The sequence below is a fragment of the Neisseria sp. HMSC067G12 genome, assembly GCF_001812725.1.
Classification (GTDB): domain Bacteria; phylum Pseudomonadota; class Gammaproteobacteria; order Burkholderiales; family Neisseriaceae; genus Neisseria; species Neisseria perflava.
This window is the reverse complement of sequence record NZ_KV810201.1, coordinates 246676-268874: the sequence shown is the minus strand read 5'-3', so window position 1 is coordinate 268874 and position 22199 is coordinate 246676. Positions and strand designations below refer to the sequence as shown.

The window sequence follows — 22199 nt, the reverse complement described above, 5'->3', positions numbered from 1 at the left end:
AAGCAAAGGGATTTTTAGATGGTCAAGCCGATAGATTGGTTTGGTCGGACTGACGGTATTCGCTGTCATCAGTTGGATTTTTCCCGTAAAATACAGTCTTGAATGTATTTGAACACCTCTTTTCAGACGGCCTGACCGTCTTATCAAATTTGCAAAAACAATGATTAAAAAAATATTCTCATGGTTCGAGTCACGTATCGACCCTTATCCAGAAGCTGCTCCGAAAACGCCAGAAAAAGGGTTGTGGCGGTTTATTTGGAGCAACATTGAAGGTGTGCGCAAATGGATTGCCGTGTTGGCCGTATTTACGGTCGGCGTCGGCATCATGGAAGCCTTGATGTTCCAGTTTATGGGCAAGGTGGTCGACTGGCTCGGTGCTTATACGCCGCAAACGCTTTTTGTTGAAAAAGGCCATGCATTAATCGGCATGATGGCCATGGTGGCATTTTTTGCCGTTTGGACCTTTTTTGCTTCCAATGTGCGCCTGCAAACCCTGCAAGGCGTGTTCCCCATGCGCCTGCGCTGGAATTTCCACCGCCTGATGCTGGGTCAGAGCCTGGGCTTTTATCAGGACGAGTTTGCCGGCCGCGTGTCCGCCAAAGTCATGCAAACCGCGCTGGCGCTGCGTGATGTCGTGATGACCGTTGCCGATATGGTTGTGTATGTGTTGGTGTACTTCATCACTTCCGGCGTGATTCTGTCCTCATTCGATGCCTGGCTTATCGTGCCGTTTGTTTGCTGGATGATTGGATTCGCGATGATTATGCGTTTCCTGATTCCCAAGCTCGGCAGAACCGCTGCGCGTCAGGCCGATGCGCGCTCGCTGATGACCGGCCGCATTACCGACGCCTACTCCAATATCGCCACCGTCAAACTCTTCTCCCACGGCGCACGCGAGGCCGCTTATGCCAAGCAGTCGATGGAAGAATTTATGGTAACCGTCCATGCCCAAATGCGTTTGGCAACGCTGCTGCACACCTGCAGCTTTATCGTCAACAGTTCGCTGACCGTCGGCACGACCGCCTTGGGCATTTGGCTTTGGTATCACGGCCAAGTCGGCGTAGGCGCGGTAGCCACCGCTACGGCCATGGCATTGCGTGTGAACGGTTTGTCGCAATACATCATGTGGGAATCCGCCCGATTGTTTGAAAACATCGGTACCGTCAACGACGGCATGGCCACCCTGTCCAAACCCCACACCATCCTCGACAAACCGCAAGCCCTGCCGCTGAAAGTTACCCGGGGCGAAATCAAGTTTGAACACGTCGATTTCTCCTACGAAGCCGGCAAACCGCTCCTCAACGGCTTTAATCTGAACATCAAACCCGGCGAAAAAGTCGGCTTGATCGGCCGCAGCGGCGCGGGCAAATCCACCATCGTCAACCTACTCCTGCGCTTTTACGAACCGCAAAGCGGCACGATTTCGATCGACGGCCAAAACGTGGACAGCGTGACCCAAGAAAGCCTGCGCGCCCAAATCGGTCTGGTAACGCAAGATACCTCGCTGCTGCACCGCTCCGTACGCGACAACATTATCTACGGCCGCCCCGATGCCACAGACGCCGAAATGATTTCCGCCGCCGAACGCGCCGAAGCCGCCGACTTCATCCCCAACCTTTCCGACGCCAAAGGCCGGCGCGGTTATGACGCACACGTCGGCGAACGCGGCGTGAAACTTTCCGGCGGCCAGCGCCAACGCATCGCCATCGCCCGCGTCATGCTTAAAGACGCGCCGATTCTGTTGCTTGACGAAGCCACCAGCGCGCTCGACTCCGAAGTCGAAGCCGCCATTCAAGAAAGCCTCGACAAAATGATGGAAGGCAAAACCGTGATTGCCATCGCCCACCGCCTCTCCACCATCGCCGCGATGGACCGCCTCATCGTCTTGGACAAAGGCCGCATCATCGAAGAAGGCAGCCACACCGAGTTGCTCGCGAAACAAGGCCTGTACGCCAAACTTTGGGCGCACCAAAGCGGCGGCTTCTTGAGTGAGCATGTCGAGTGGGAAAACAATTAAACGCTTTGAAAGAAGATAACAGGCCGTCTGAAAACATTTTCAGACGGCCTTTATTCATGAAGCAAAGGGCAGGCGGGATAACTGCTTTTTCAGTTGAAACCTTAGTTTTTTACAGCCCCAGCGACCAAGCATTTTGGTGTTCGGACAAGTCTTCCAAGCGGTTTTCGTAATGGGCGAAGATTTCTTCGATGATTTCGTCTTCGTCGTCGATGACGCGGATCAGGTTCAAATCCTCTTCCAAAATCAGGTTTCTGCCCAGCAACTGCTCGCGTATCCAGTCCAACAGTCCCGCCCAAAATGCTTTGCCCACTAAGATAATCGGGCGGTCGGGCGTTTTGCCGGTTTGCACCAAAGTCAGGCTTTCAAACAATTCGTCCAACGTGCCGAAACCGCCGGGCATGACGACATACGCCACGGCGTGTTTGACGAACATGACTTTGCGCGGGAAGAAGTGTTGGAATTTAATCGACAAATCCTGATACGGATTGGCTTTTTGCTCGTGCGGCAACACGATATTCAGCCCCACCGCCGGACTTGCGCCTGCAAACGCGCCTTTGTTGGCCGCTTCCATAATGCCCGGCCCGCCGCCGGAAATTACCGAAAATCCGGCATCCGACAGTTTGCGCGCCAAGCGCAATGTGAACGCGTAGTCGGGATGGTTTTCAGGCGTGCGCGCGCTGCCGTAAATGCTGACGGCCGGCTGAATAGCGCGTAATTCTTCGCCGGCTTCGACAAATTCGGAAATAATCTTCAATACATGATACGACTCGCGCGCCTGAATATCGCGGCGGGTTTCGTCGGGCAGCATGGGTTTGGGCAGTTTTTTGAGCAGGCTCACGGCTTTTCCTTCGAGTTTTTGTGTGCCGTATTGTAACCCGAAAGGGGCAGGCCGTCTGAAAGTCGGGTTTCGGCGGCAAGTGTACCTGCCACATTTTCAAAAGCCCGTTACAATATCTGCTTTTATTCCGACTGTTCCGCCATGCTCGATATTATCCACCGCGACAGCCGCACCATCGCCGTCAACAAACCTGCCGGAATGCTGGTGCACCGAAGCTGGTTAGACAAACATGAAACCCGTTTTGCCGTGCAGACCTTGCGCGACCAAATCGGGCAGCACGTCTATCCCGTCCACCGCCTCGACCGCCCAACTTCCGGCGTCTTGCTGTTTGCCCTCGATACGGAAGCCGCACGGTTATTGACGCAGCAGTTTGAAAACAAAAACATCGAAAAAACCTATTGGGCGATTGTTCGCGGTCATCTGCCTTCAGACGGCCTGATTGATTACGCCCTCAAATATATGCCCGACAAAATCGCCGAAGCGCAGACCGAAGCCACATTGCAGGAAGCGCAAACCGCCTACCGCTGTCTGGCGCAAACCGAGTTGCCGTTCCAATCCGCGTTGCGTTACCCGACCTCTCGTTATTCGTGGGCCGAACTCACGCCGCACACCGGCCGCAAACACCAACTCCGCCGCCATATGAAACACATTTTCCACCCCATCGTCGGCGACACCAACTACGGCGATTTGCGCCAAAACCATGCCGTTGCCGAACATATCGGCACGCAACGCCTGATGTTGCACGCGCGAAGCCTCAGTTTTCAAAGCATAGAAGACGGCAGCCGGATGACCGTGCAAGCGCCGATAGACAACGACTGGCGGCTTTGGTTGGAAAAATTCAAAACCGAGGCTGTCTGAAAACCCAAACCGCACATTTTCAGACGGCCCGGTCATGGAAAAAAACAGGCAAATCCCTTACAATACGCCCCTAAAATTTTGAAAGAACACAAGAATCATGGAAGCCGAATTAATCAACCAGCTTAACAACACCCTAAACGACCTGGAGAAGCGCAGCGAAGACATCCGCGTCTATATGGACTATCAGGGCAAGAAAGACCGATTGGAAGAAGTCATCGGCCTTTCCGAAGACCCGGAACTCTGGAACGACCCCAAACGCGCCCAAGAAATCGGCAAAGAGCGCAAAATCCTCGAAGGCATCGTGTTGACGCTCGACAATATCGCGTCGGGCATCGAAGACAACCGAATGCTGATTGAAATGACCGTCGAAGAAAACGACGAAGAAGGTTTCGCCGCCGTGCAAGAAGACGTGGCGGGACTGGAAAAACAGATGGCGGATTTGGAGTTCAAACGGATGTTCAACCAGCCTGCCGACCCGAACAACTGCTTTATCGACATTACCGCAGGCGCGGGCGGTACCGAAGCCGAAGACTGGGCGGGCATGCTGTTCCGCATGTACAGCCGCTACGCCGAGCGCAAAGGCTTCAAAATCGAAATCCTTGAAGAAGACGACGGCGAAATCGCGGGCATCAACCGCGCCACCATCCGCGTGGAAGGCGAATACGCCTACGGCCTGCTGCGCACCGAAACCGGCGTTCACCGCTTGGTGCGCTATTCGCCGTTTGACTCGAACAACAAACGCCATACATCGTTCTCATCCGTGTTCGTGTACCCCGAAATCGACGATTCCATCGAAATCGAAATCAACCCCGCCGATTTGCGTATCGACACTTATCGCGCATCGGGCGCAGGCGGTCAGCACATCAACAAAACCGACTCTGCCGTGCGTATTACCCACGAGCCGACGGGGATTGTGGTGCAATGTCAAAACGACCGCTCGCAACACGCCAACAAAGCCGCCGCGATGGAAATGTTGAAATCCAAACTGTACGAATTGGAAATGCGCAAACGCAACGAAGAGAAACAGGCCTTGGAAGACGGCAAGTCCGATGTGGGTTGGGGCAGCCAAATCCGTTCGTACGTTTTGGACTCCTCGCGCATTAAAGACTTGCGCACAGGCTACGAAGTCGGCAATACCAAAGCCGTATTGGACGGCGACTTGGACGGCTTCATCGAAGCCAGCCTGAAACAAGGTGTGTAAACCGTAAGAGATAAACAGGCCGTCTGAAAGGTTTCAGACGGCCTGTTTGTTGTTGAATATGGCAGTAACTATATCCACTCCGATGATTTATATTTCCAGCGGGTAAAAGGTTTTATCTATTTGAATAAGCTAAAGTCTTATCAGTCTAAATGGAATGCCGAACGCCGTAAATATATCCGTTTTCGGCCGCATGAAAAATACAATATAGCAAATCTAAAAATTAATAGGTTTTTGAATATGTAGGGCATGACGGAGATGGCCGCGATATGCTTGTTATGTAGCTATTGAGTTCTTTTTTAAATGCGAATATTAATCTTTCTGTAAGAATATGCTTTTTAATGTTTTGCAAATGCAAAGATTGACGGTAATATATGGCTTCCATAAAAATGATTGGTAGGTATAACAGGCCGTCTGAAGCCTGAGCCTGTCTAATATATAGGAGAACTCATAATGTCCGGTCAAAAGCCATCTTCTGCCGAGAAAACTTTCTTCGGCCATCCTTTGCAATTATCCACCCTATTCCACATTGAGCTGTGGGAACGTTTTTCCTTCTACGGTATGCAGGGCATCCTGCTGATTTATCTGTATTACGCCGCGAATCAAGGCGGTTTGGGTATGGATAAGGCTTTGGCCGGTGGCATTGTCGGCGCGTACGGCGGCAGCGTTTACCTGTCCACCATTCTCGGTGCATGGTTGGCCGACCGCATTTGGGGTGCGGAGCGTACCCTGTTTATCGCCGGTATCGTCGTGATGACCGGCCATATTTTATTGGCGATTGTGCCGGGCTTAATGGGATTGCTGCTGGGCTTGGTGTTTATCGCGCTGGGCAGCGGCGGCGTGAAATCGTCTGCCGGTTCGATGGTCGGTTCTTTGTATGAACGGGAAGACCTGCGCGAATTGCGCGATGCCGGTTTCTCTATTTTCTATATTTCCATTAATATCGGCGGTTTCTTAGGCCCTTTGTTGACCGGTATTTTGCAAGACAGAATGGGATTCCATTACGGTTTCGCCGCGGCGGCCGTCGGTATGGCATTTGGCCTGCTGTGGTATTCGCGCGGCCGTAAAAACCTGCCGCATACGCCGGCTCCCAATCCGTTGCGCCCTGAAAAGGTACAGACTGCAATAGCTGTCGGTGTGTTGCTGGTTTTGGTGTTGAGCAGCGTGATTGCTTCCGGCGCGCTCAATCTTGAGAACTTTTCACGCTGGCTTTTAGGCGTGGTCATTATTACCGTTATCGCTTATTTTGCACGCCTGCTGGGCAGCAGCCAGGTTGAAGCGGCCAATAAACGCTATATTGTGGCCTATATTCCGCTGTTTTTGACCATTTGTATGTTCTGGGCGGTTTGGTTTCAGGTGTACACCGTTGCAACGGTTTATTTTGACGAAACGGTGGACCGTACTTTCTTCGGCTTTACCGTGCCTGTTTCATGGAAAGATTCGATACAGGCCATGTGGGTGGTCCTCTTTTCCGGCGTGATGGCGGCGGTGTGGACGAAAATGGGCAAACGCCAACCTAAAACGCCGTTGAAGTTTGCACTGGCCATGTTGGTAACCGGCGTCTCTTATTTGAGTTTTATTCCGTATATTTCATCCGGAACCCCGATGCCGATTATCGTGTTTATGCTGGTGTTGCTGGCGATTACGATAGGCGAGCTGATGCTGTCGCCGATTTCGCTGTCGTTTTCTACCAAAATCGCACCGAGCATGTTCAAAACACAAATGGTTGCTTTGAATTTCTTGGCATTGTCCATCGGCTTTACCTTGGGCGGAGTGTTGTTTAAAGACTACTACAATGCTCAGTCGCCATTGGATTTCTACTGGATGCTGGCCACCATCGGCGCGGTAACCTGCGGTATCCTGTTGGTACTCGCCCCGGTATTGAACCGCATGCTCAAAGGTGTCGATTGATTTTTCCATTTAAATGGATGTGATGTACGCAGGCCGTCTGAAAATAATCTATTTCAGACGGCCTCATGTTTTATTGGGAATCGGAAAGAGGGAGGATTCGGGGCATAAATTGAATAGGCGGAAAATTTAAATTAAATGATACATAATTAAACCGAAATTAAAATTTGGAAATATTAAATACAAATAAGAATTGTTCTCATAACTTTATTGAATTTATTGAGGTTTTTTTGCTGATTTGCTGATATTTACCTTTAAATGGCTTTTGAAATTCGATAAAATGGTAATCTATTTTTAAGATTTGTCTGTCAACCAGTTAGGTACGACCATGTTGGCCAGTTACTTTCCCGTCCTCGTATTCATCCTCGTCGGCCTTGCGGCCGGCGTGCTGTTTATTTTGCTCGGCACAATTTTAGGCCCGAAACGTCACTATGCCGAAAAAGACGCGGCTTACGAATGCGGTTTTGAAGCCTTTGAGAACGCAAGGATGAAGTTCGACGTGCGCTATTACCTCGTCGCCATCCTCTTCATCCTGTTTGATTTGGAGGTCGCGTTCATGTTGCCATGGGCAGTTGTGTTCAAAGATTTGGGCGCGTACGGCTTTTGGTCTATGCTAGTGTTTATCGTCGTTCTGACGGTAGGCTTTATTTACGAATGGAAAAAAGGTGCGCTGGAATGGGAATAGAAGGCGTTTTGAAAAAAGGTTTCATCACCACCAGCGCGGATACGGTGTTGAACTATATGCGTACCGGTTCATTGTGGCCGGTTACTTTCGGCTTGGCCTGCTGCGCCGTGGAAATGATGCATGCGGGTATGGCGCGTTATGACCTTGACCGTTTCGGCATCATTTTCCGTCCGTCCCCACGTCAGGCCGACCTGATGATTGTGGCAGGTACGTTGACCAACAAAATGGCACCTGCACTGCGCCGCGTGTATGACCAGCTCGCCGAGCCGCGCTGGGTATTGTCTATGGGCTCGTGTGCCAACGGCGGCGGCTATTACCACTATTCTTATTCCGTTGTGCGCGGTGCCGACCGCGTCGTGCCGGTAGACGTTTATGTGCCGGGTTGTCCGCCGACTGCGGAAGCCCTGATTTACGGCCTGATTCAGCTCCAACAAAAAATCAAGCGCACTTCCACCATTGCGCGTGACGAGTAAGGAGAGGACGATATGGCAAGCATTCAAAACTTATACGAGACCGTCGTCGGCGTGCTTGGCGATCAGGCAAGCAAAGTCATTTCAGCTTTGGGCGAGATTACCGTCGAGTGTCTGCCCGAACACTATATTTCAGTCATGACCGCATTGCGCGACCATGAAGAGCTGCATTTCGAGCTTCTGGTTGACTTGTGCGGTGTCGATTACAGCACTTACAAAAACGAAGTATGGCAGGGCAAACGCTTTGCCGTCGTCAGTCAGCTGCTTTCCGTTAAAAACAATCAACGCATCCGCGTACGCGTCTGGGTTTCAGACGACGACTTCCCAGTAGTCGAATCCGTCGTCGATATTTACAACAGCGCGGATTGGTACGAACGCGAAGCCTTCGATATGTACGGCATCATGTTCAACAACCACCCGGACTTGCGCCGCATCCTGACCGATTACGGTTTTGTCGGACATCCGTTCCGCAAAGACTTCCCGATTTCCGGCTATGTGGAAATGCGTTACGATGAAGAGCAAAAACGCGTGATTTACCAACCTGTTACCATTGAGCCGCGCGAGATCACGCCGCGTATCGTCCGTGAGGAGAACTACGGTGGCCAATAAATTAAGAAACTACACCATCAACTTCGGCCCGCAACACCCTGCGGCGCACGGCGTATTGCGTATGATTTTGGAGTTGGAGGGCGAAACCATCGTCCGTGCCGATCCGCACATCGGCCTCCTGCACCGCGGTACTGAAAAACTGGCTGAAACCAAAACCTATCTGCAAGCCCTGCCCTATATGGACCGTTTGGACTACGTTTCCATGATGGTCAACGAGCAGGCGTATTGCTTGGCGGTAGAAAAACTTGCCGGTATCGATGTACCTATCCGCGCCCAGTATATTCGCGTGATGTTTGCCGAAGTAACGCGCATCCTCAATCACTTAATGGGCATCGGTTCGCACGCTTTCGACATCGGCGCGATGACCGCCATTCTTTACGCCTTCCGCGATCGCGAAGAGCTGATGGACTTGTACGAAGCCGTTTCCGGCGCGCGTATGCACGCGGCCTACTTCCGTCCCGGCGGCGTTTACCGCGACCTGCCCGACTTCATGCCTAAATACGAGAGCAGCAAATTCCGCAACGCCAAAGTATTGAAGCAGCTCAACGAATCCCGCGAAGGTACCATGCTCGACTTTATCGACGCCTTCTGCGAGCGTTTCCCGAAAAACATCGACACACTCGAAACCCTCCTGACCGACAACCGTATTTGGAAACAGCGTACCGTCGGCATCGGTGTTGTCACTCCTGAGCGCGCCATGCAAAAAGGCTTTACCGGCGTTATGTTGCGCGGTTCCGGCGTAGAATGGGACGTGCGTAAGACACAGCCTTACGAAGTGTACGACAAAATGGATTTCGACATCCCAGTCGGCGTCAACGGCGACTGTTACGACCGTTACCTCTGCCGTATGGAAGAAATGCGTCAATCCGTACGCATCATCAAACAATGTTCCGAGTGGTTGCGTGTCAATCCGGGTCCGGTCATTACCACAAACCACAAATTCGCTCCGCCCAAACGTACCGAAATGAAAACAGGTATGGAAGACCTGATTCACCATTTCAAACTCTTTACCGAGGGTATGCACGTTCCTGAGGGCGAGACCTACACCGCTGTCGAACATCCGAAAGGCGAGTTCGGCGTTTACATCATTTCAGACGGCGCAAACAAACCCTACCGCCTGAAAATCCGCGCACCCGGCTTCGCCCATCTGCAAGGCATGGACGAAATGGCAAAAGGCCACATGCTGGCCGACGTCGTTGCCATCATCGGTACGCAGGACATCGTATTCGGGGAGGTTGACCGATAATGTTATCCGTAGAATCCTTAAAACAAATTGATATTGAGTTGGCAAAATATCCTGCCGACCAACGTCGCTCCGCCATTATGGGCGCATTGCGTATCGCCCAAACCGAAAAAGGCTGGCTCGCTCCTGAGGCCATCGCCTTTGTCGCAGACTATATCGGCATCTCGCCTGCACAAGCCTACGAAGTCGCTACTTTCTACAATATGTACGACCTTGAGCCTGTCGGCAAATACAAACTGACCGTTTGTACCAACCTGCCCTGCGCCCTGCGCGGCGGTATGGCGACCGGCGAATACCTCAAACAAAAACTCGGTATCGGCTACGGCGAAACCACGCCTGACGGCAAATTTACCCTTGTCGAAGGCGAGTGCATGGGCGCATGTGGCGACGCACCGGTCATGCTGGTCAACAACCACAGCATGTGCAGCTTTATGACCGAAGAAGCGATTGACAAGAAACTTGCCGAACTGAAATAAAAGGCCGTCTGAAAACAACGGCTGCAACCGATACGAATACGAACAGGCACACCAAAAATGGCTATTTACCAATCAGGCGTGATTTTTGACCAAGTGGATACCGCCAATCCCGATTGCTGGACATTGGACGAATACGTCAAACGTGGCGGTTATACCGCCCTGCGTAAAATCCTGTCCGAAAACATCTCGCAAAGCGATGTGATTGACGAAGTCAAAGCCTCCGGCTTGCGCGGTCGTGGCGGTGCGGGCTTTCCGACCGGTTTGAAATGGAGCTTTATGCCCCGTTCCTTCCCGGGCGAAAAATATGTGGTTTGCAACACCGACGAAGGCGAGCCGGGTACATTTAAAGACCGCGACATCATTATGTTCAATCCTCATGCCCTGATTGAAGGCATGATTATTGCCGGTTACGCGATGGGTGCGAAAGCCGGCTACAACTACATCCACGGCGAAATTTTCGAAGGCTACCAACGCTTTGAGGCCGCTTTGGAGCAGGCTCGTGCCGCAGGCTTTTTGGGTAAAAATATTTTGGGTTCGGATTTTGAATTTGAACTCTTCGCCCACCACGGTTACGGCGCATATATTTGCGGCGAAGAAACCGCATTGCTCGAGTCGTTGGAAGGCAAAAAAGGCCAGCCGCGCTTTAAACCGCCATTCCCTGCTTCGTTCGGCCTGTACGGCAAACCGACTACCATCAACAATACAGAAACGTTCTCCTCCGTTCCATTCATTATCCGCGACGGCGGACAGGCATTTGCCGATAAAGGTATTCCGAATGCAGGCGGTACCAAATTGTTCTGTATTTCCGGTCATGTCGAGCGTCCGGGCAACTATGAAGTGCCGTTGGGCACGCCGTTTGCCGAAGTCCTGAAAATGGCGGGCGGTATGCGCGGCGGTAAAAAACTTAAAGCCGTCATTCCCGGCGGTTCGTCCGCGCCCGTGTTGCCTGCCGATATCATGATGCAGACCAATATGGACTATGACTCGATTTCCAAAGCAGGCTCGATGTTGGGTTCCGGCGCGATTATCGTCATGGACGAAGACGTGTGCATGGTGAAAGCCCTTGAACGCCTGAGCTACTTCTACTACGACGAGTCTTGCGGCCAATGTACGCCTTGTCGTGAAGGTACTGGCTGGCTTTACCGCATCGTCCACCGCATCGTAGAAGGCAAAGGCCGCATGGAAGACTTGGATTTGCTGGATTCCGTCGGCAACCAAATGGCAGGCCGCACTATCTGCGCCCTTGCCGATGCCGCCGTCTTCCCTGTCCGCAGCTTTACCAAGCATTTCCGTGATGAGTTTGTGCATTACATCGAACACGGCGGACCGATGAAACCGAATAAGTGGTGCTAAGTTTTCAGACGGCCTCTAAAAGAATTATTTATTAAATACCCGTAACTAGGAACGAACCATGTTACAAATCGAAATCGACGGCAAACAGGTATCTGTGGAGCAGGGCGCGACGGTGATTGAAGCCGCGCACAAGCTCGGTACTTATATCCCGCATTTCTGTTACCACAAAAAACTTTCCATCGCCGCCAACTGCCGTATGTGTTTGGTGGACGTGGAAAAAGCCCCCAAACCCCTGCCCGCCTGTGCCACGCCGGTTACAGACGGCATGATTGTGCGTACGCATTCGGCAAAAGCCCGAGAGGCGCAAGAAGGCGTGATGGAGTTCCTGCTCATCAACCATCCGCTTGATTGTCCGACCTGCGACCAAGGCGGCGAATGCCAGTTGCAGGATTTGGCGATGGGCTACGGCAAAACCACCAGCCGTTATACCGAAGAAAAACGTTCCGTCGTCGGCAAGGATATGGGTCCTTTGGTTTCCGCCGAGGAAATGAGCCGTTGTATCCACTGTACCCGTTGCGTTCGTTTCACTGAAGAAATCGCCGGCGTGCAAGAAATCGCCATGGCCAACCGCGGCGAACACTCCGAAATCATGCCTTTTATCGGCAAAGCGGTGGAAACCGAGCTGTCAGGCAACGTCATCGATTTGTGTCCTGTCGGCGCATTGACCAGCAAACCGTTCCGCTTCAACGCGCGTACTTGGGAATTGAACCGCCGCAAATCCGTTTCCGCCCATGACGCTTTGGGCAGCAACCTGATTGTACAAACCAAAGACCATACCGTCCGCCGCGTGCTGCCGCTAGAAAACGAAGCGATTAACGAATGCTGGTTGTCCGACCGCGACCGTTTCGCCTACGAAGGCCTGTATCATGAAAGCCGTCTGAAAAACCCGAAAATCAAACAGGGCGGCGAGTGGATGGATGTGGATTGGAAAACCGCGCTGGAATATGTCCGCAGCGCGATTGAATGTATCGCCAAAGACGGCAACCAAAACCAAGTCGGCGTTTGGGCGAATCCGATGAATACGGTTGAAGAGCTGTATCTGGCCAAAAAACTCTCCGACGGCTTAGGTGTTAAAAACTTTGCAACCCGTTTACGCCAACAAGACAAACGTCTTTCAGACGGCCTTAAAGGTGCGCAATGGTTGGGACAAAGTATCGAATCGCTGGCGGACAATGATGCCGTATTGGTAGTCGGCGCGAACTTGCGCAAAGAACAGCCGCTCCTGACCGCCCGCCTGCGCCGCGCCGCCAAAGACCGTATGGCCTTGAGCGTATTAGCCAGCAGTAAAGAAGAATTGTTTATGCCGCTTCTGTCTCAAGAAGCCGCACATCCCGACGAATGGGCAGGCCGTCTGAAAAACCTGTCTGCCAATGCGGAACATGCCGTTACCGCCAGCCTGAAAAACGCTGAAAAAGCAGCGGTTATTTTGGGCGCGGAAGTGCAAAACCATCCTGATTACGCCGCCATTTATGCCGCCGCGCAAGAGCTGGCAGACGCGACCGGCGCAGTGCTGGGCATTTTGCCGCAAGCTGCCAACAGCGTTGGTGCGGACGTATTGGGCGTGAACTCCGGCGAGAGCGTTGCCGAAATGGCAAACGCGCCGAAACAGGCAGTCTTGCTGCTCAACGTCGAGCCTGAAATCGATACGGTTGACGGTGCAAAAGCCGTGGCCGCGTTGAAACAGGCGAAAAGCGTGATGGCGTTTACGCCGTTTGTTAGCGAAACGCTGCTGGACGTGTGCGACGTATTGTTGCCGATTGCGCCGTTTACCGAAACATCAGGCAGCTTCATCAATATGGAAGGCCGTCTGCAATCCTTCCACGGCGTGGTACAAGGCTTCGGCGATTCGCGTCCTCTGTGGAAAGTGTTGCGCGTATTGGGCAACCTGTTTGACCTGAAAGGTTTTGAATATCACGATACCGCTGCGATTCTAAAAGACGCGTTGGATGCGGAAAGCCTGCCGTCCAAACTGGATAACCGCAGCACATGGGCAGGAGAGGGCGTTCAGACGGCCTCAGACCGCCTTGTCCGTGTCGGCGGCGTCGGTATTTATCACACTGATTCTATCGTACGCCGTTCCGCGCCGCTGCAAGCGACCAGCCATGCCGCCGTGCCTGCTGCGCGTGTAAATCCAAACACTTTGGCACGCTTGGGCCTGCAAGACGGACAAACCGCTGTCGCCAAACAAAACGGCGCAAGCGTATCGGTTGCAGTCAAAGCCGATGCCGGTTTGCCTGAAAACGTGGTGCATCTGCCGCTGCATACCGAAAATGCCGCGCTGGGTGCGTTGATGGACACTATTGAACTGGCGGGAGCTTGATCATGCAAGAATGGTTCCAAAACCTCTTTGCCGCAACGCTCGGTCTGGGCGATTTGGGCATCACCGTAGGCTTGGTGGTATCCGTCATCGTCAAAATCGTGATTATCCTGATTCCGCTGATTCTGACCGTTGCCTACCTGACGTATTTCGAACGTAAAGTCATCGGCTTTATGCAGCTTCGTGTCGGCCCGAACGTAACTGGCCCGTGGGGTCTGATTCAGCCGTTTGCCGACGTGTTCAAACTCTTGTTTAAAGAGGTAACCCGTCCGAAGCTGTCAAACAAAGCCCTGTTCTACATCGGCCCGATTATGTCGCTTGCTCCGTCTTTTGCAGCGTGGGCAGTGATTCCGTTCAACGAAGAATGGGTGCTGACTAACATCAATATCGGCCTTTTGTACATCCTGATGATTACCTCGCTGTCGGTTTACGGCGTGATTATCGCGGGCTGGGCTTCCAACTCCAAATATTCGTTCTTGGGTGCAATGCGTGCTTCCGCACAAAGCATTTCCTACGAGATTGCCATGAGTGCCGCGCTGGTGTGCGTCGTGATGGTATCGGGCAGCATGAACTTCTCCGACATCGTCGCTGCGCAGGCAAAAGGCATCGCGGGCGGTTCCGTGTTCTCGTGGAACTGGCTGCCGCTGTTCCCAATCTTCATCGTCTATCTGATTTCCGCCGTTGCCGAAACCAACCGCGCGCCGTTTGACGTAGCAGAGGGTGAATCTGAAATCGTTGCCGGACACCACGTCGAATACTCCGGCTTCGCATTTGCACTGTTCTTCCTTGCCGAATACATTTTCATGATTCTGATTGCCGCGCTGACCTCGCTGATGTTCCTCGGTGGCTGGTTGTCTCCGTTCCCGCAAAGCTGGGGCTTTATCGGTACGCCTTCCGCATTCTGGATGTTCGTGAAAATGGCAGCGGTTCTGTACTGGTACCTGTGGATCCGTGCAACCTTCCCACGCTACCGTTACGACCAAATCATGCGTTTGGGCTGGAAAGTGCTGATTCCGATCGGCTTCGCCTACATCGTGGTTTTGGGTGTGTGGATGATTTCACCGCTGAATTTGTGGAAATAAGTTTCAGACGGCATCTTGAGGCCGTCTGAACAAAGCGATTTTGAATACCTAACGAAATCCCTGTTTTGAGGGAACATAATATGGCTAACTTAGTAAAAACCTTTCTTTTGGGCGAGTTGGTAAAAGGCTTGGGCGTAACGCTCAAAAACTTTTTTGCCCGCAAAGACACAATTTATTTCCCCGAAGAGAAAACGCCGCAATCCGTGCGTTTCCGCGGCTTGCACGCGCAACGCCGTTATCCGAACGGCGAAGAGCGCTGTATTGCGTGCAAATTGTGTGAGGCGGTGTGTCCGGCAATGGCGATTAACATCGAATCGGAAGAACGCGAAGACGGCACCCGCCGCACCAAGCGTTACGACATCGACCTGACCAAGTGCATCTTCTGCGGTTTCTGCGAAGAAGCCTGCCCGACCGATGCGATTGTGGAAACCCATATTTTTGAATACCACGGCGAGAAAAAAGGCGACTTGCACATGACCAAGCCGATTCTTTTGGCCATTGGCGATAAATACGAAACTGAAATCGCCAAACGCAAAGCCGCTGACGCGCCGTATCGTTAAGGAGCAGACGAATGACTTTTTCCGCGATTCTGTTCTATATTCTTGCCGTCATCGTTTTATATGGTGCGGTTCGTACCGTCACCGCTAAAAACCCTGTTCATGCCGCTTTGCATCTGGTGCTGACCTTCTGCGTGAGCGCGATGATTTGGATGCTGATGCAGGCCGAATTCTTGGGCGTGACGCTGGTGGTGGTTTACGTCGGCGCTGTGATGGTGTTGTTCCTGTTCGTCGTGATGATGTTGAATATCGACATTGAAGAAATGCGCGCCGGTTTCTGGCGTCATGCGCCTGTTGCCGGCGTGGTCGGCACATTGTTGGCGGTTGCCCTGATCCTGATTCTGGTCAACCCGAAAACCGACCTGGCCGCATTTGGTCTGATGAAAGACATTCCTGCCGATTACAACAATATTCGTGATTTGGGCAGCCGTATTTATACCGACTACCTGTTGCCGTTTGAATTGGCAGCGGTATTGCTGCTGTTGGGCATGGTGGCCGCGATTGCGCTGGTTCACCGTAAAACCACCAATCCGAAACGCATGGATCCAGCCGACCAAGTTAAAGTACGCGCCGACCAAGGCCGTATGCGTTTGGTGAAAATGGAAGCGGTCAAACCGCAAGTTGAATCTGCCGAAGAAAGCGAAGTTTCAGACGGCCTCAAGCGAGAAGGGGAGGGCAAAGCATGATTACCTTGACGCATTATCTGGTATTGGGTGCGCTCCTGTTCGGTATCAGCGCAATGGGTATCTTTATGAACCGCAAAAACGTGCTGGTATTGCTGATGTCCATCGAGCTGATGCTCTTGGCGGTGAACTTCAACTTTATCGCCTTCTCGCAACATTTGGGCGATACCGCCGGACAAATTTTCGTATTCTTCGTACTGACCGTTGCTGCTGCCGAATCTGCCATCGGTTTGGCGATTATGGTGCTGGTGTACCGCAACCGACAAACAATCAACGTTGCCGATTTGGATGAGTTGAAAGGGTAATCATGAACGATATGACCTTATATTTGATAATTGCCCTTGTTCCGTTGGCAGGCTCGCTGATTGCGGGTTTGTTCGGCAATAAAATCGGCCGCGCGGGGGCGCATTCGGTAACGATACTCGGCGTGGCGGTATCTGCCGTGCTGTCGGCTTATGTGCTGTGGGGCTTTATCGACGGCAGCCGCGCCAAGTTTGACGAAAACGTCTATACCTGGCTGACAATGGGCGGCTTGGATTTCTCCGTCGGCTTCTTGGTCGATACGATGACGGCGATGATGATGGTCGTGGTTACCGGCGTATCGCTGATGGTACATATCTATACCATCGGTTATATGCATGATGAAAAAGTCGGCTACCAACGCTTCTTCAGCTACATTTCTTTGTTTACTTTCAGCATGTTGATGCTGATTATGAGCAACAACTTCATCCAGCTCTTCTTTGGCTGGGAAGCTGTGGGCTTGGTGTCGTATCTCTTGATCGGTTTCTATTTCAAACGTCCGAGCGCGATTTTTGCCAACCTGAAAGCCTTTTTGGTTAACCGTGTCGGTGACTTCGGCTTTTTGCTCGGTATCGGTTTGGTGCTTGCCTATTTCGGCGGCAGCTTGCGCTATCAAGATGTATTCGCTTATCTGCCTAATGTTCAGACGGCCACTATCCAACTGTTCCCCGGTGTGGAATGGTCTTTGATTACTGTAACCTGTTTGCTGTTGTTTGTCGGTGCGATGGGTAAATCGGCACAATTCCCGCTGCACGTCTGGCTGCCTGATTCGATGGAAGGCCCGACTCCGATTTCTGCATTGATTCACGCCGCAACCATGGTTACCGCCGGTCTGTTCATGGTATCGCGTATGTCGCCTATTTATGAGATGAGCAGCACTGCGCTGTCTGTCATCATGGTAATCGGTGCGATTACTGCTCTGTTTATGGGTTTCTTGGGCGTGATTCAAAACGACATCAAACGTGTGGTTGCGTATTCCACCCTGTCGCAACTGGGCTACATGACCGTGGCTCTGGGCGCGTCTGCCTATTCCGTAGCGATGTTCCATGTGATGACTCACGCTTTCTTTAAAGCCTTATTGTTCTTGGCCGCAGGTAGCGCGATTATCGGTATGCACCATGACCAAGACATGCGCCACATGGGTAACCTGAAAAAATACATGCCGATTACTTGGCTGACCATGCTGATCGGTAACTTGTCGCTGATTGGTACGCCGTTCTTCTCCGGCTTCTATTCCAAAGATTCGATTATCGAAGCGGCGAAATACAGCACCCTGCCGGGCAGCGGCTTTGCCTATTTTGCCGTCCTCGCCAGCGTGTTTGTTACTGCGTTCTACGCATTCCGCCAATACTTTATGGTGTTCCACGGCGAAGAGAAATGGCGCAGACTGCCTGAACATCATGACGATCATCATGGAGAAGAACATCACGGCTTAGGCAAAAACGACAATCCGCACGAAAGCCCGCTGGTTGTTACCCTGCCTTTGATTTTGCTTGCCATTCCGTCCGTCATCATCGGCTACGTTGCCATCGAGCCTATGCTTTACGGCGATTTCTTCAAAGACGTGATTTTTGTTAATGCCGACGCGCATCCGACCATGCATATCATGAAGGAAGAGTTCCACGGCGCATTGGCAATGGTGTCGCACAGCCTGCATTCGCCTGTACTCTACCTCGCTATCGCAGGTGTCTTGAGCGCATGGCTCCTGTACGTCAAACTGCCGCACCTGCCTGCGAAAATTGCACAGGTGTTCCGTCCGATTTACGTTTTGTTTGAAAACAAATACTACCTCGACGCCCTGTATTTCAATGTTTTCGCCAAAGGCACGCGCGCATTGGGTACTTTCTTCTGGAAAGTCGGCGATACCGCCATTATCGACAACGGTATCGTCAACGGCTCTGCCAAACTGGTCGGCGCGATTGCCGCGCAGGTACGCAAAGTCCAAACCGGCTTCATCTATACCTATGCCGCTGCTATGGTATTCGGCGTATTGGTACTGCTCGGCATGACCTTCTGGGGATTGTTCCGATAAAAGCGGGATTTCAGACGGCCTGTCTATAGTTTGTGTGTATAGGGGCCGTCTAAAAAAGAAAATTTGAGCAACAATAATGATTGAAGACAAATTACCGCAAACCCTGGACGAAGTCCGCGAAGCCATTGATGGTTTGGACAAGGGATTAATCGAATTACTCGCCCGCCGGCAGAAATTGGTACGGCAGGCTGGTCGTCTGAAACCTAAAAACGATGTGCGGGCGGTTTCCGCGCCTGAACGGGTGGCTCAAGTGATTACCTCGTGCCGCGCTTATGCCGAAAAGGCCGGTTTGTCGCCCGAAGTAGCAGAAGCAGTTTGGCGCAGCATGATTGATGCGTTCATTAAACTTGAGATGGACACCAACCGTACCGATGGAGCGTAGTCAAAATCTTCGGATAATGGTTTTGGCAAGAAAAATATGGAAGAGGCCGTCTGAAAAGAAGGTTTTAGGCGGTTATGGAATAAAAGAATGACGGTAGATATACGTTTTCTTGATTTTGCCATATACAAAATACACAATCTTTTTCAGACGGCCTCCTGAAATGGTGTCTGAAAACCAACCCATACAACTATATTTTTTATTTTAACCACAGGTTAACCACTATGTTTTCCAACTACCTACTCAGCTTGGCAATATGGATACCCATCGCCGCAGGTGTGCTGGTTTTGGCGACCGGTAAAGACAGCCGTGCGCCGCTGGCGCGTGTGCTTGCCTTCATGGGTGCGCTTGCCGGTTTCTTGGTAACGCTGCCCCTGTTTACCGGTTTCGACCGTTTGAGCGGCGGCTATCAGTTTACCGAGTTCCACGAGTGGATTCCGCTTCTGAAAATCAACTACGCATTGGGCGTGGATGGTATTTCAGTGCTCTTTATCATCTTGAATGCGTTTATTACGCTGTTGGTGGTATTGGCCGGTTGGGAAGTCATTCAGAAACGTCCGGCGCAGTATATGGCGGCATTCCTGATGATGTCGGGTTTGATTAACGGCGCGTTTGCCGCGCAGGATGCGATTCTGTTTTATGTGTTCTTCGAGGGTATGCTGATTCCGCTGTACCTGATTATCGGTGTATGGGGCGGTCCGCGCCGCGTCTATGCGTCGGTCAAGCTGTTCCTCTATACGCTGATGGGTTCGCTTTTGATGCTGGTTGCCATGGTTTACCTGCACTATCAAACAGGCAGCTTCTCTATTGTCGATTTCCAAAACATCAAACAGATTCCGTTGGGCGTACAACAGCTTTTGTTTGTGGCGTTCTTCCTGTCATTTGCTGTAAAAGTGCCGATGTTCCCTGTGCACACTTGGTTGCCGGATGCCCACGTTGAAGCGCCGACCGGCGGTTCGATGGTGTTGGCGGCAATTACGCTGAAACTGGGTGCGTATGGTTTCTTGCGCTTTATCCTGCCGATTATGCCGGATGCGGCACGCTATTTTGCCCCTGTAATCATCGTATTGAGCCTGATTGCCGTGATTTACATCGGTATGGTGGCTTTGGTGCAAACCGATATGAAAAAACTGGTGGCATACTCTTCCATCAGCCATATGGGTTTTGTCACTTTGGGCATGTTCCTGTTTGTGAACGGCCAATTGAATGACTGGGCATTGAAAGGCGCAATCATTCAAATGATTTCCCACGGTTTTGTGTCCGCCGCGATGTTTATGTGTATCGGCGTGATGTACGACCGCCTGCATACCCGCAATATTGCCGATTATGGCGGCGTGGTCAATGTGATGCCTAAGTTTGCGGCGTTTATGATGTTGTTCGGTATGGCCAATGCCGGTCTGCCTGCGACTTCCGGCTTCGTGGGCGAGTTTATGGTGATTATGGGCGCGGTTAAAGTGAATTTCTGGGTAGGTGCGTTGGCTGCCATGACCCTGATTTACGGTGCGTCTTATACCCTGTGGATGTACAAACGCGTTATTTTTGGTGCAATCCACAATCCGCACGTTGCCGAAATGAAAGACATCAATTGCCGTGAATTTGCGATTTTGGCGATTTTGGCGGTTGCTGTTTTGGGCATGGGTCTGTATCCGCAAGCGTTTATCGAAGTGGTGCATCAAGCGGCAAACGATTTGATTGCCCATGTGGCACAAAGCAAGATTTGAGGTGTGTAAATGAACTGGTCTGATTTGAATTTAATGCCCGCCATGCCCGAAATCGTGCTGCTTGCGCTATTGGGTGTCGTATTGCTGGCAGACTTGTGGATTTGCGATAAAAGCCGCTATCTGACCCATCTGATGAGTTTGGGAACGGTCATCATCGTGGCCGTCACCCAATTGGCGGTATGGGAGCAGGGTAGTGTCGATGCCTTTCACGGTATGTATATTGCAGATGGCATGTCCCGTTTGGCAAAACTGGTGCTGTATGCGCTGACGTTTGGTCTGTTTATTTACAGTAAACCGTACAACCAAGACCGCCAAATCTTTAAAGGCGAGTTTTACACCCTGTCATTGTTTGCCCTGTTGGGTATGAGCGTCATGGTCAGCTCGGCACATTTCTTGACTGCGTATATCGGTTTGGAATTGTTGTCTTTGTCGCTGTACGCCATGATTGCCCTGCGCCGCGACTCCGGCCGCTCTGCCGAGGCCGCGCTGAAATACTTCGTATTGGGCGCGTTGGCCTCCGGTTTGCTGCTCTATGGTATTTCTATGGTTTACGGCGCCACCGGTTCCCTTGATTTTGCTTCCGTCTTGGCTTCTGCTTTCAATGAGCAGGCCAATGAATGGTTGTTGAAATTGGGTATGGTATTTATCGTAGTCGCCATTGCATTTAAATTGGGTGCGGTTCCATTCCATATGTGGGTACCCGATGTGTACGATGGTGCGCCGACCTCTGTTACCGCCTTTGTGGGTACGGCTCCGAAAATCGCCGCCGTTGTCTTTGCGTTCCGTATCCTTGTTACCGGTATGGGTACCATACATTCAGACTGGGCGCCGATGTTGGCCATTCTTGCCGTTGCTTCTTTGGTGGTCGGTAACCTTGCCGCCATCATGCAAACCAATATCAAACGTATGCTTGCCTATTCTACCGTATCGCACATGGGCTTTATCCTGTTGGCGTTTATGGCAGGCGCAGTCGGCTTTACTGCAGGTTTGTATTACGCCATTACCTATGCTTTGATGGCGGCAGTCAGCTTCGGTGTTTTGATGGTATTGTCCACCAAAGACATTGAATGTGAAAACATCAAAGACCTCGCAGGCCTTAACCAACGCCATGCATGGTTTGCCTTCCTGATGTTGCTGTCTATGTTCTCCATGGCGGGTATTCCGCCGCTGATGGGCTTCTACGCCAAATTCGGCGTGATTATGGCTCTCTTGAAACAAGGCCATGTTTGGTTGTCCGTATTTGCCGTCATCATGTCGCTGATTGGTGCGTTCTACTACCTGCGCGTGGTCAAAGTCATCTACTTCGATGCACCTGATCATGACCAGCCGGTCGGCAGCAACTATGCCGCCAAATTTGTCCTGACGGTCAATGCCTTCCTACTGCTCCTGTGGGGTATCATGCCGCAAACCGTTATCGACTGGTGTGCCAAAGCATTGATAAATACCCTGTAAGCTTCAAACAAAACCAACGGC

Annotated in this window: 20 protein-coding genes; 19 read left to right on the top strand and 1 reads right to left on the bottom strand. The window is 51.8% G+C overall.

Annotated elements, in window-relative coordinates:
* Nucleotides 1–160 precede the first annotated feature (160 nt).
* On the top strand, nt 161–2017 hold the full coding sequence (locus tag HMPREF2871_RS06250; protein WP_049344936.1) for an ABC transporter ATP-binding protein: 1857 nt from the start codon (nt 161–163) through the stop codon (nt 2015–2017).
* Between the two features lie 109 nt (nt 2018–2126).
* Here HMPREF2871_RS06250 and HMPREF2871_RS06245 read toward each other — a convergent pair whose 3' ends face one another.
* Nucleotides 2127–2855 (bottom strand): LOG family protein, encoded by a 729-nt coding sequence (locus tag HMPREF2871_RS06245; RefSeq protein ID WP_003747857.1) that lies wholly within the window; start codon nt 2853–2855, stop codon nt 2127–2129.
* 141 nt (nt 2856–2996) lie between these two features.
* Here HMPREF2871_RS06245 and truC point away from each other — a divergent pair, with 141 nt between their 5' ends.
* The 18 genes from truC (at nt 2997) to nuoN (ending at nt 22178) form a co-directional block, all read left to right on the top strand.
* Entirely contained in the window at nt 2997–3713 is a 717-nt protein-coding gene (gene truC / locus HMPREF2871_RS06240) for a tRNA pseudouridine(65) synthase TruC (protein ID WP_049344937.1), read from the top strand.
* A gap of 97 nt (nt 3714–3810) precedes the next feature.
* Nucleotides 3811–4914: a peptide chain release factor 2 gene (gene prfB, locus HMPREF2871_RS06235; protein WP_049344938.1), complete on the top strand. Its 1104-nt coding sequence runs from the start codon at nt 3811–3813 to the stop codon at nt 4912–4914.
* Between the two features lie 450 nt (nt 4915–5364).
* A complete protein-coding gene (locus HMPREF2871_RS06230) occupies nt 5365–6822 on the top strand; it encodes an oligopeptide:H+ symporter (protein WP_049344939.1) in 1458 nt (485 codons plus the stop codon).
* Between the two features lie 325 nt (nt 6823–7147).
* Nucleotides 7148–7504, top strand: coding sequence for an NADH-quinone oxidoreductase subunit A (locus tag HMPREF2871_RS06225; RefSeq protein WP_003686600.1), 357 nt, complete (start codon nt 7148–7150; stop codon nt 7502–7504).
* On the top strand, nt 7495–7977 hold the full coding sequence (locus HMPREF2871_RS06220; RefSeq protein ID WP_002215610.1) for a NuoB/complex I 20 kDa subunit family protein: 483 nt from the start codon (nt 7495–7497) through the stop codon (nt 7975–7977). The genes HMPREF2871_RS06225 and HMPREF2871_RS06220 overlap by 10 nt, the downstream gene beginning before the upstream one ends.
* Nucleotides 7978–7989: 12 nt before the next feature.
* Complete coding sequence (locus tag HMPREF2871_RS06215; RefSeq protein ID WP_002216335.1) at nt 7990–8583, top strand: NADH-quinone oxidoreductase subunit C; 594 nt, start codon at nt 7990–7992, stop codon at nt 8581–8583.
* A complete protein-coding gene (gene nuoD, locus HMPREF2871_RS06210; RefSeq protein WP_049332998.1) occupies nt 8573–9829 on the top strand; it encodes an NADH dehydrogenase (quinone) subunit D in 1257 nt (418 codons plus the stop codon). Before HMPREF2871_RS06215 ends, nuoD begins: the two co-directional genes overlap by 11 nt.
* Nucleotides 9829–10302: an NADH-quinone oxidoreductase subunit NuoE gene (gene nuoE / locus HMPREF2871_RS06205; protein WP_049344940.1), complete on the top strand. Its 474-nt coding sequence runs from the start codon at nt 9829–9831 to the stop codon at nt 10300–10302. Before nuoD ends, nuoE begins: the two co-directional genes overlap by 1 nt.
* 57 nt (nt 10303–10359) lie before the next feature.
* A complete protein-coding gene (nuoF, locus tag HMPREF2871_RS06200; RefSeq protein ID WP_049323666.1) occupies nt 10360–11655 on the top strand; it encodes an NADH-quinone oxidoreductase subunit NuoF in 1296 nt (431 codons plus the stop codon).
* A 58-nt stretch (nt 11656–11713) separates the two neighbouring features.
* A complete protein-coding gene (gene nuoG, locus HMPREF2871_RS06195; protein ID WP_049344941.1) occupies nt 11714–13975 on the top strand; it encodes an NADH-quinone oxidoreductase subunit NuoG in 2262 nt (753 codons plus the stop codon).
* 2 nt (nt 13976–13977) lie between these two features.
* Nucleotides 13978–15054, top strand: a complete 1077-nt coding sequence (nuoH, locus tag HMPREF2871_RS06190) for an NADH-quinone oxidoreductase subunit NuoH (protein WP_002228932.1) — start codon at nt 13978–13980, stop codon at nt 15052–15054.
* 80 nt (nt 15055–15134) lie between these two features.
* Nucleotides 15135–15614 carry an NADH-quinone oxidoreductase subunit NuoI gene (nuoI, locus tag HMPREF2871_RS06185; RefSeq protein ID WP_019272040.1) on the top strand — a complete coding sequence of 160 codons (480 nt, stop codon included), beginning with the start codon at nt 15135–15137 and terminating at the stop codon, nt 15612–15614.
* An 11-nt stretch (nt 15615–15625) separates the two neighbouring features.
* On the top strand, nt 15626–16297 hold the full coding sequence (locus tag HMPREF2871_RS06180; protein ID WP_049344942.1) for an NADH-quinone oxidoreductase subunit J: 672 nt from the start codon (nt 15626–15628) through the stop codon (nt 16295–16297).
* Entirely contained in the window at nt 16294–16599 is a 306-nt protein-coding gene (nuoK, locus tag HMPREF2871_RS06175) for an NADH-quinone oxidoreductase subunit NuoK (RefSeq protein WP_002215628.1), read from the top strand. Before HMPREF2871_RS06180 ends, nuoK begins: the two co-directional genes overlap by 4 nt.
* 2 nt (nt 16600–16601) lie before the next feature.
* A complete protein-coding gene (gene nuoL, locus HMPREF2871_RS06170; RefSeq protein ID WP_049344943.1) occupies nt 16602–18626 on the top strand; it encodes an NADH-quinone oxidoreductase subunit L in 2025 nt (674 codons plus the stop codon).
* Between the two features lie 76 nt (nt 18627–18702).
* Nucleotides 18703–19008 carry a chorismate mutase gene (locus HMPREF2871_RS06165; protein ID WP_004519132.1) on the top strand — a complete coding sequence of 102 codons (306 nt, stop codon included), beginning with the start codon at nt 18703–18705 and terminating at the stop codon, nt 19006–19008.
* A gap of 221 nt (nt 19009–19229) precedes the next feature.
* Nucleotides 19230–20726, top strand: coding sequence for an NADH-quinone oxidoreductase subunit M (locus tag HMPREF2871_RS06160; protein WP_004519131.1), 1497 nt, complete (start codon nt 19230–19232; stop codon nt 20724–20726).
* A 9-nt stretch (nt 20727–20735) separates the two neighbouring features.
* The gene (gene nuoN / locus HMPREF2871_RS06155; RefSeq protein WP_004519130.1) at nt 20736–22178 is read left to right on the top strand and encodes an NADH-quinone oxidoreductase subunit NuoN; all 1443 of its coding nucleotides are present in this window, start codon (nt 20736–20738) and stop codon (nt 22176–22178) included.
* Nucleotides 22179–22199: the final 21 nt, after the last annotated feature.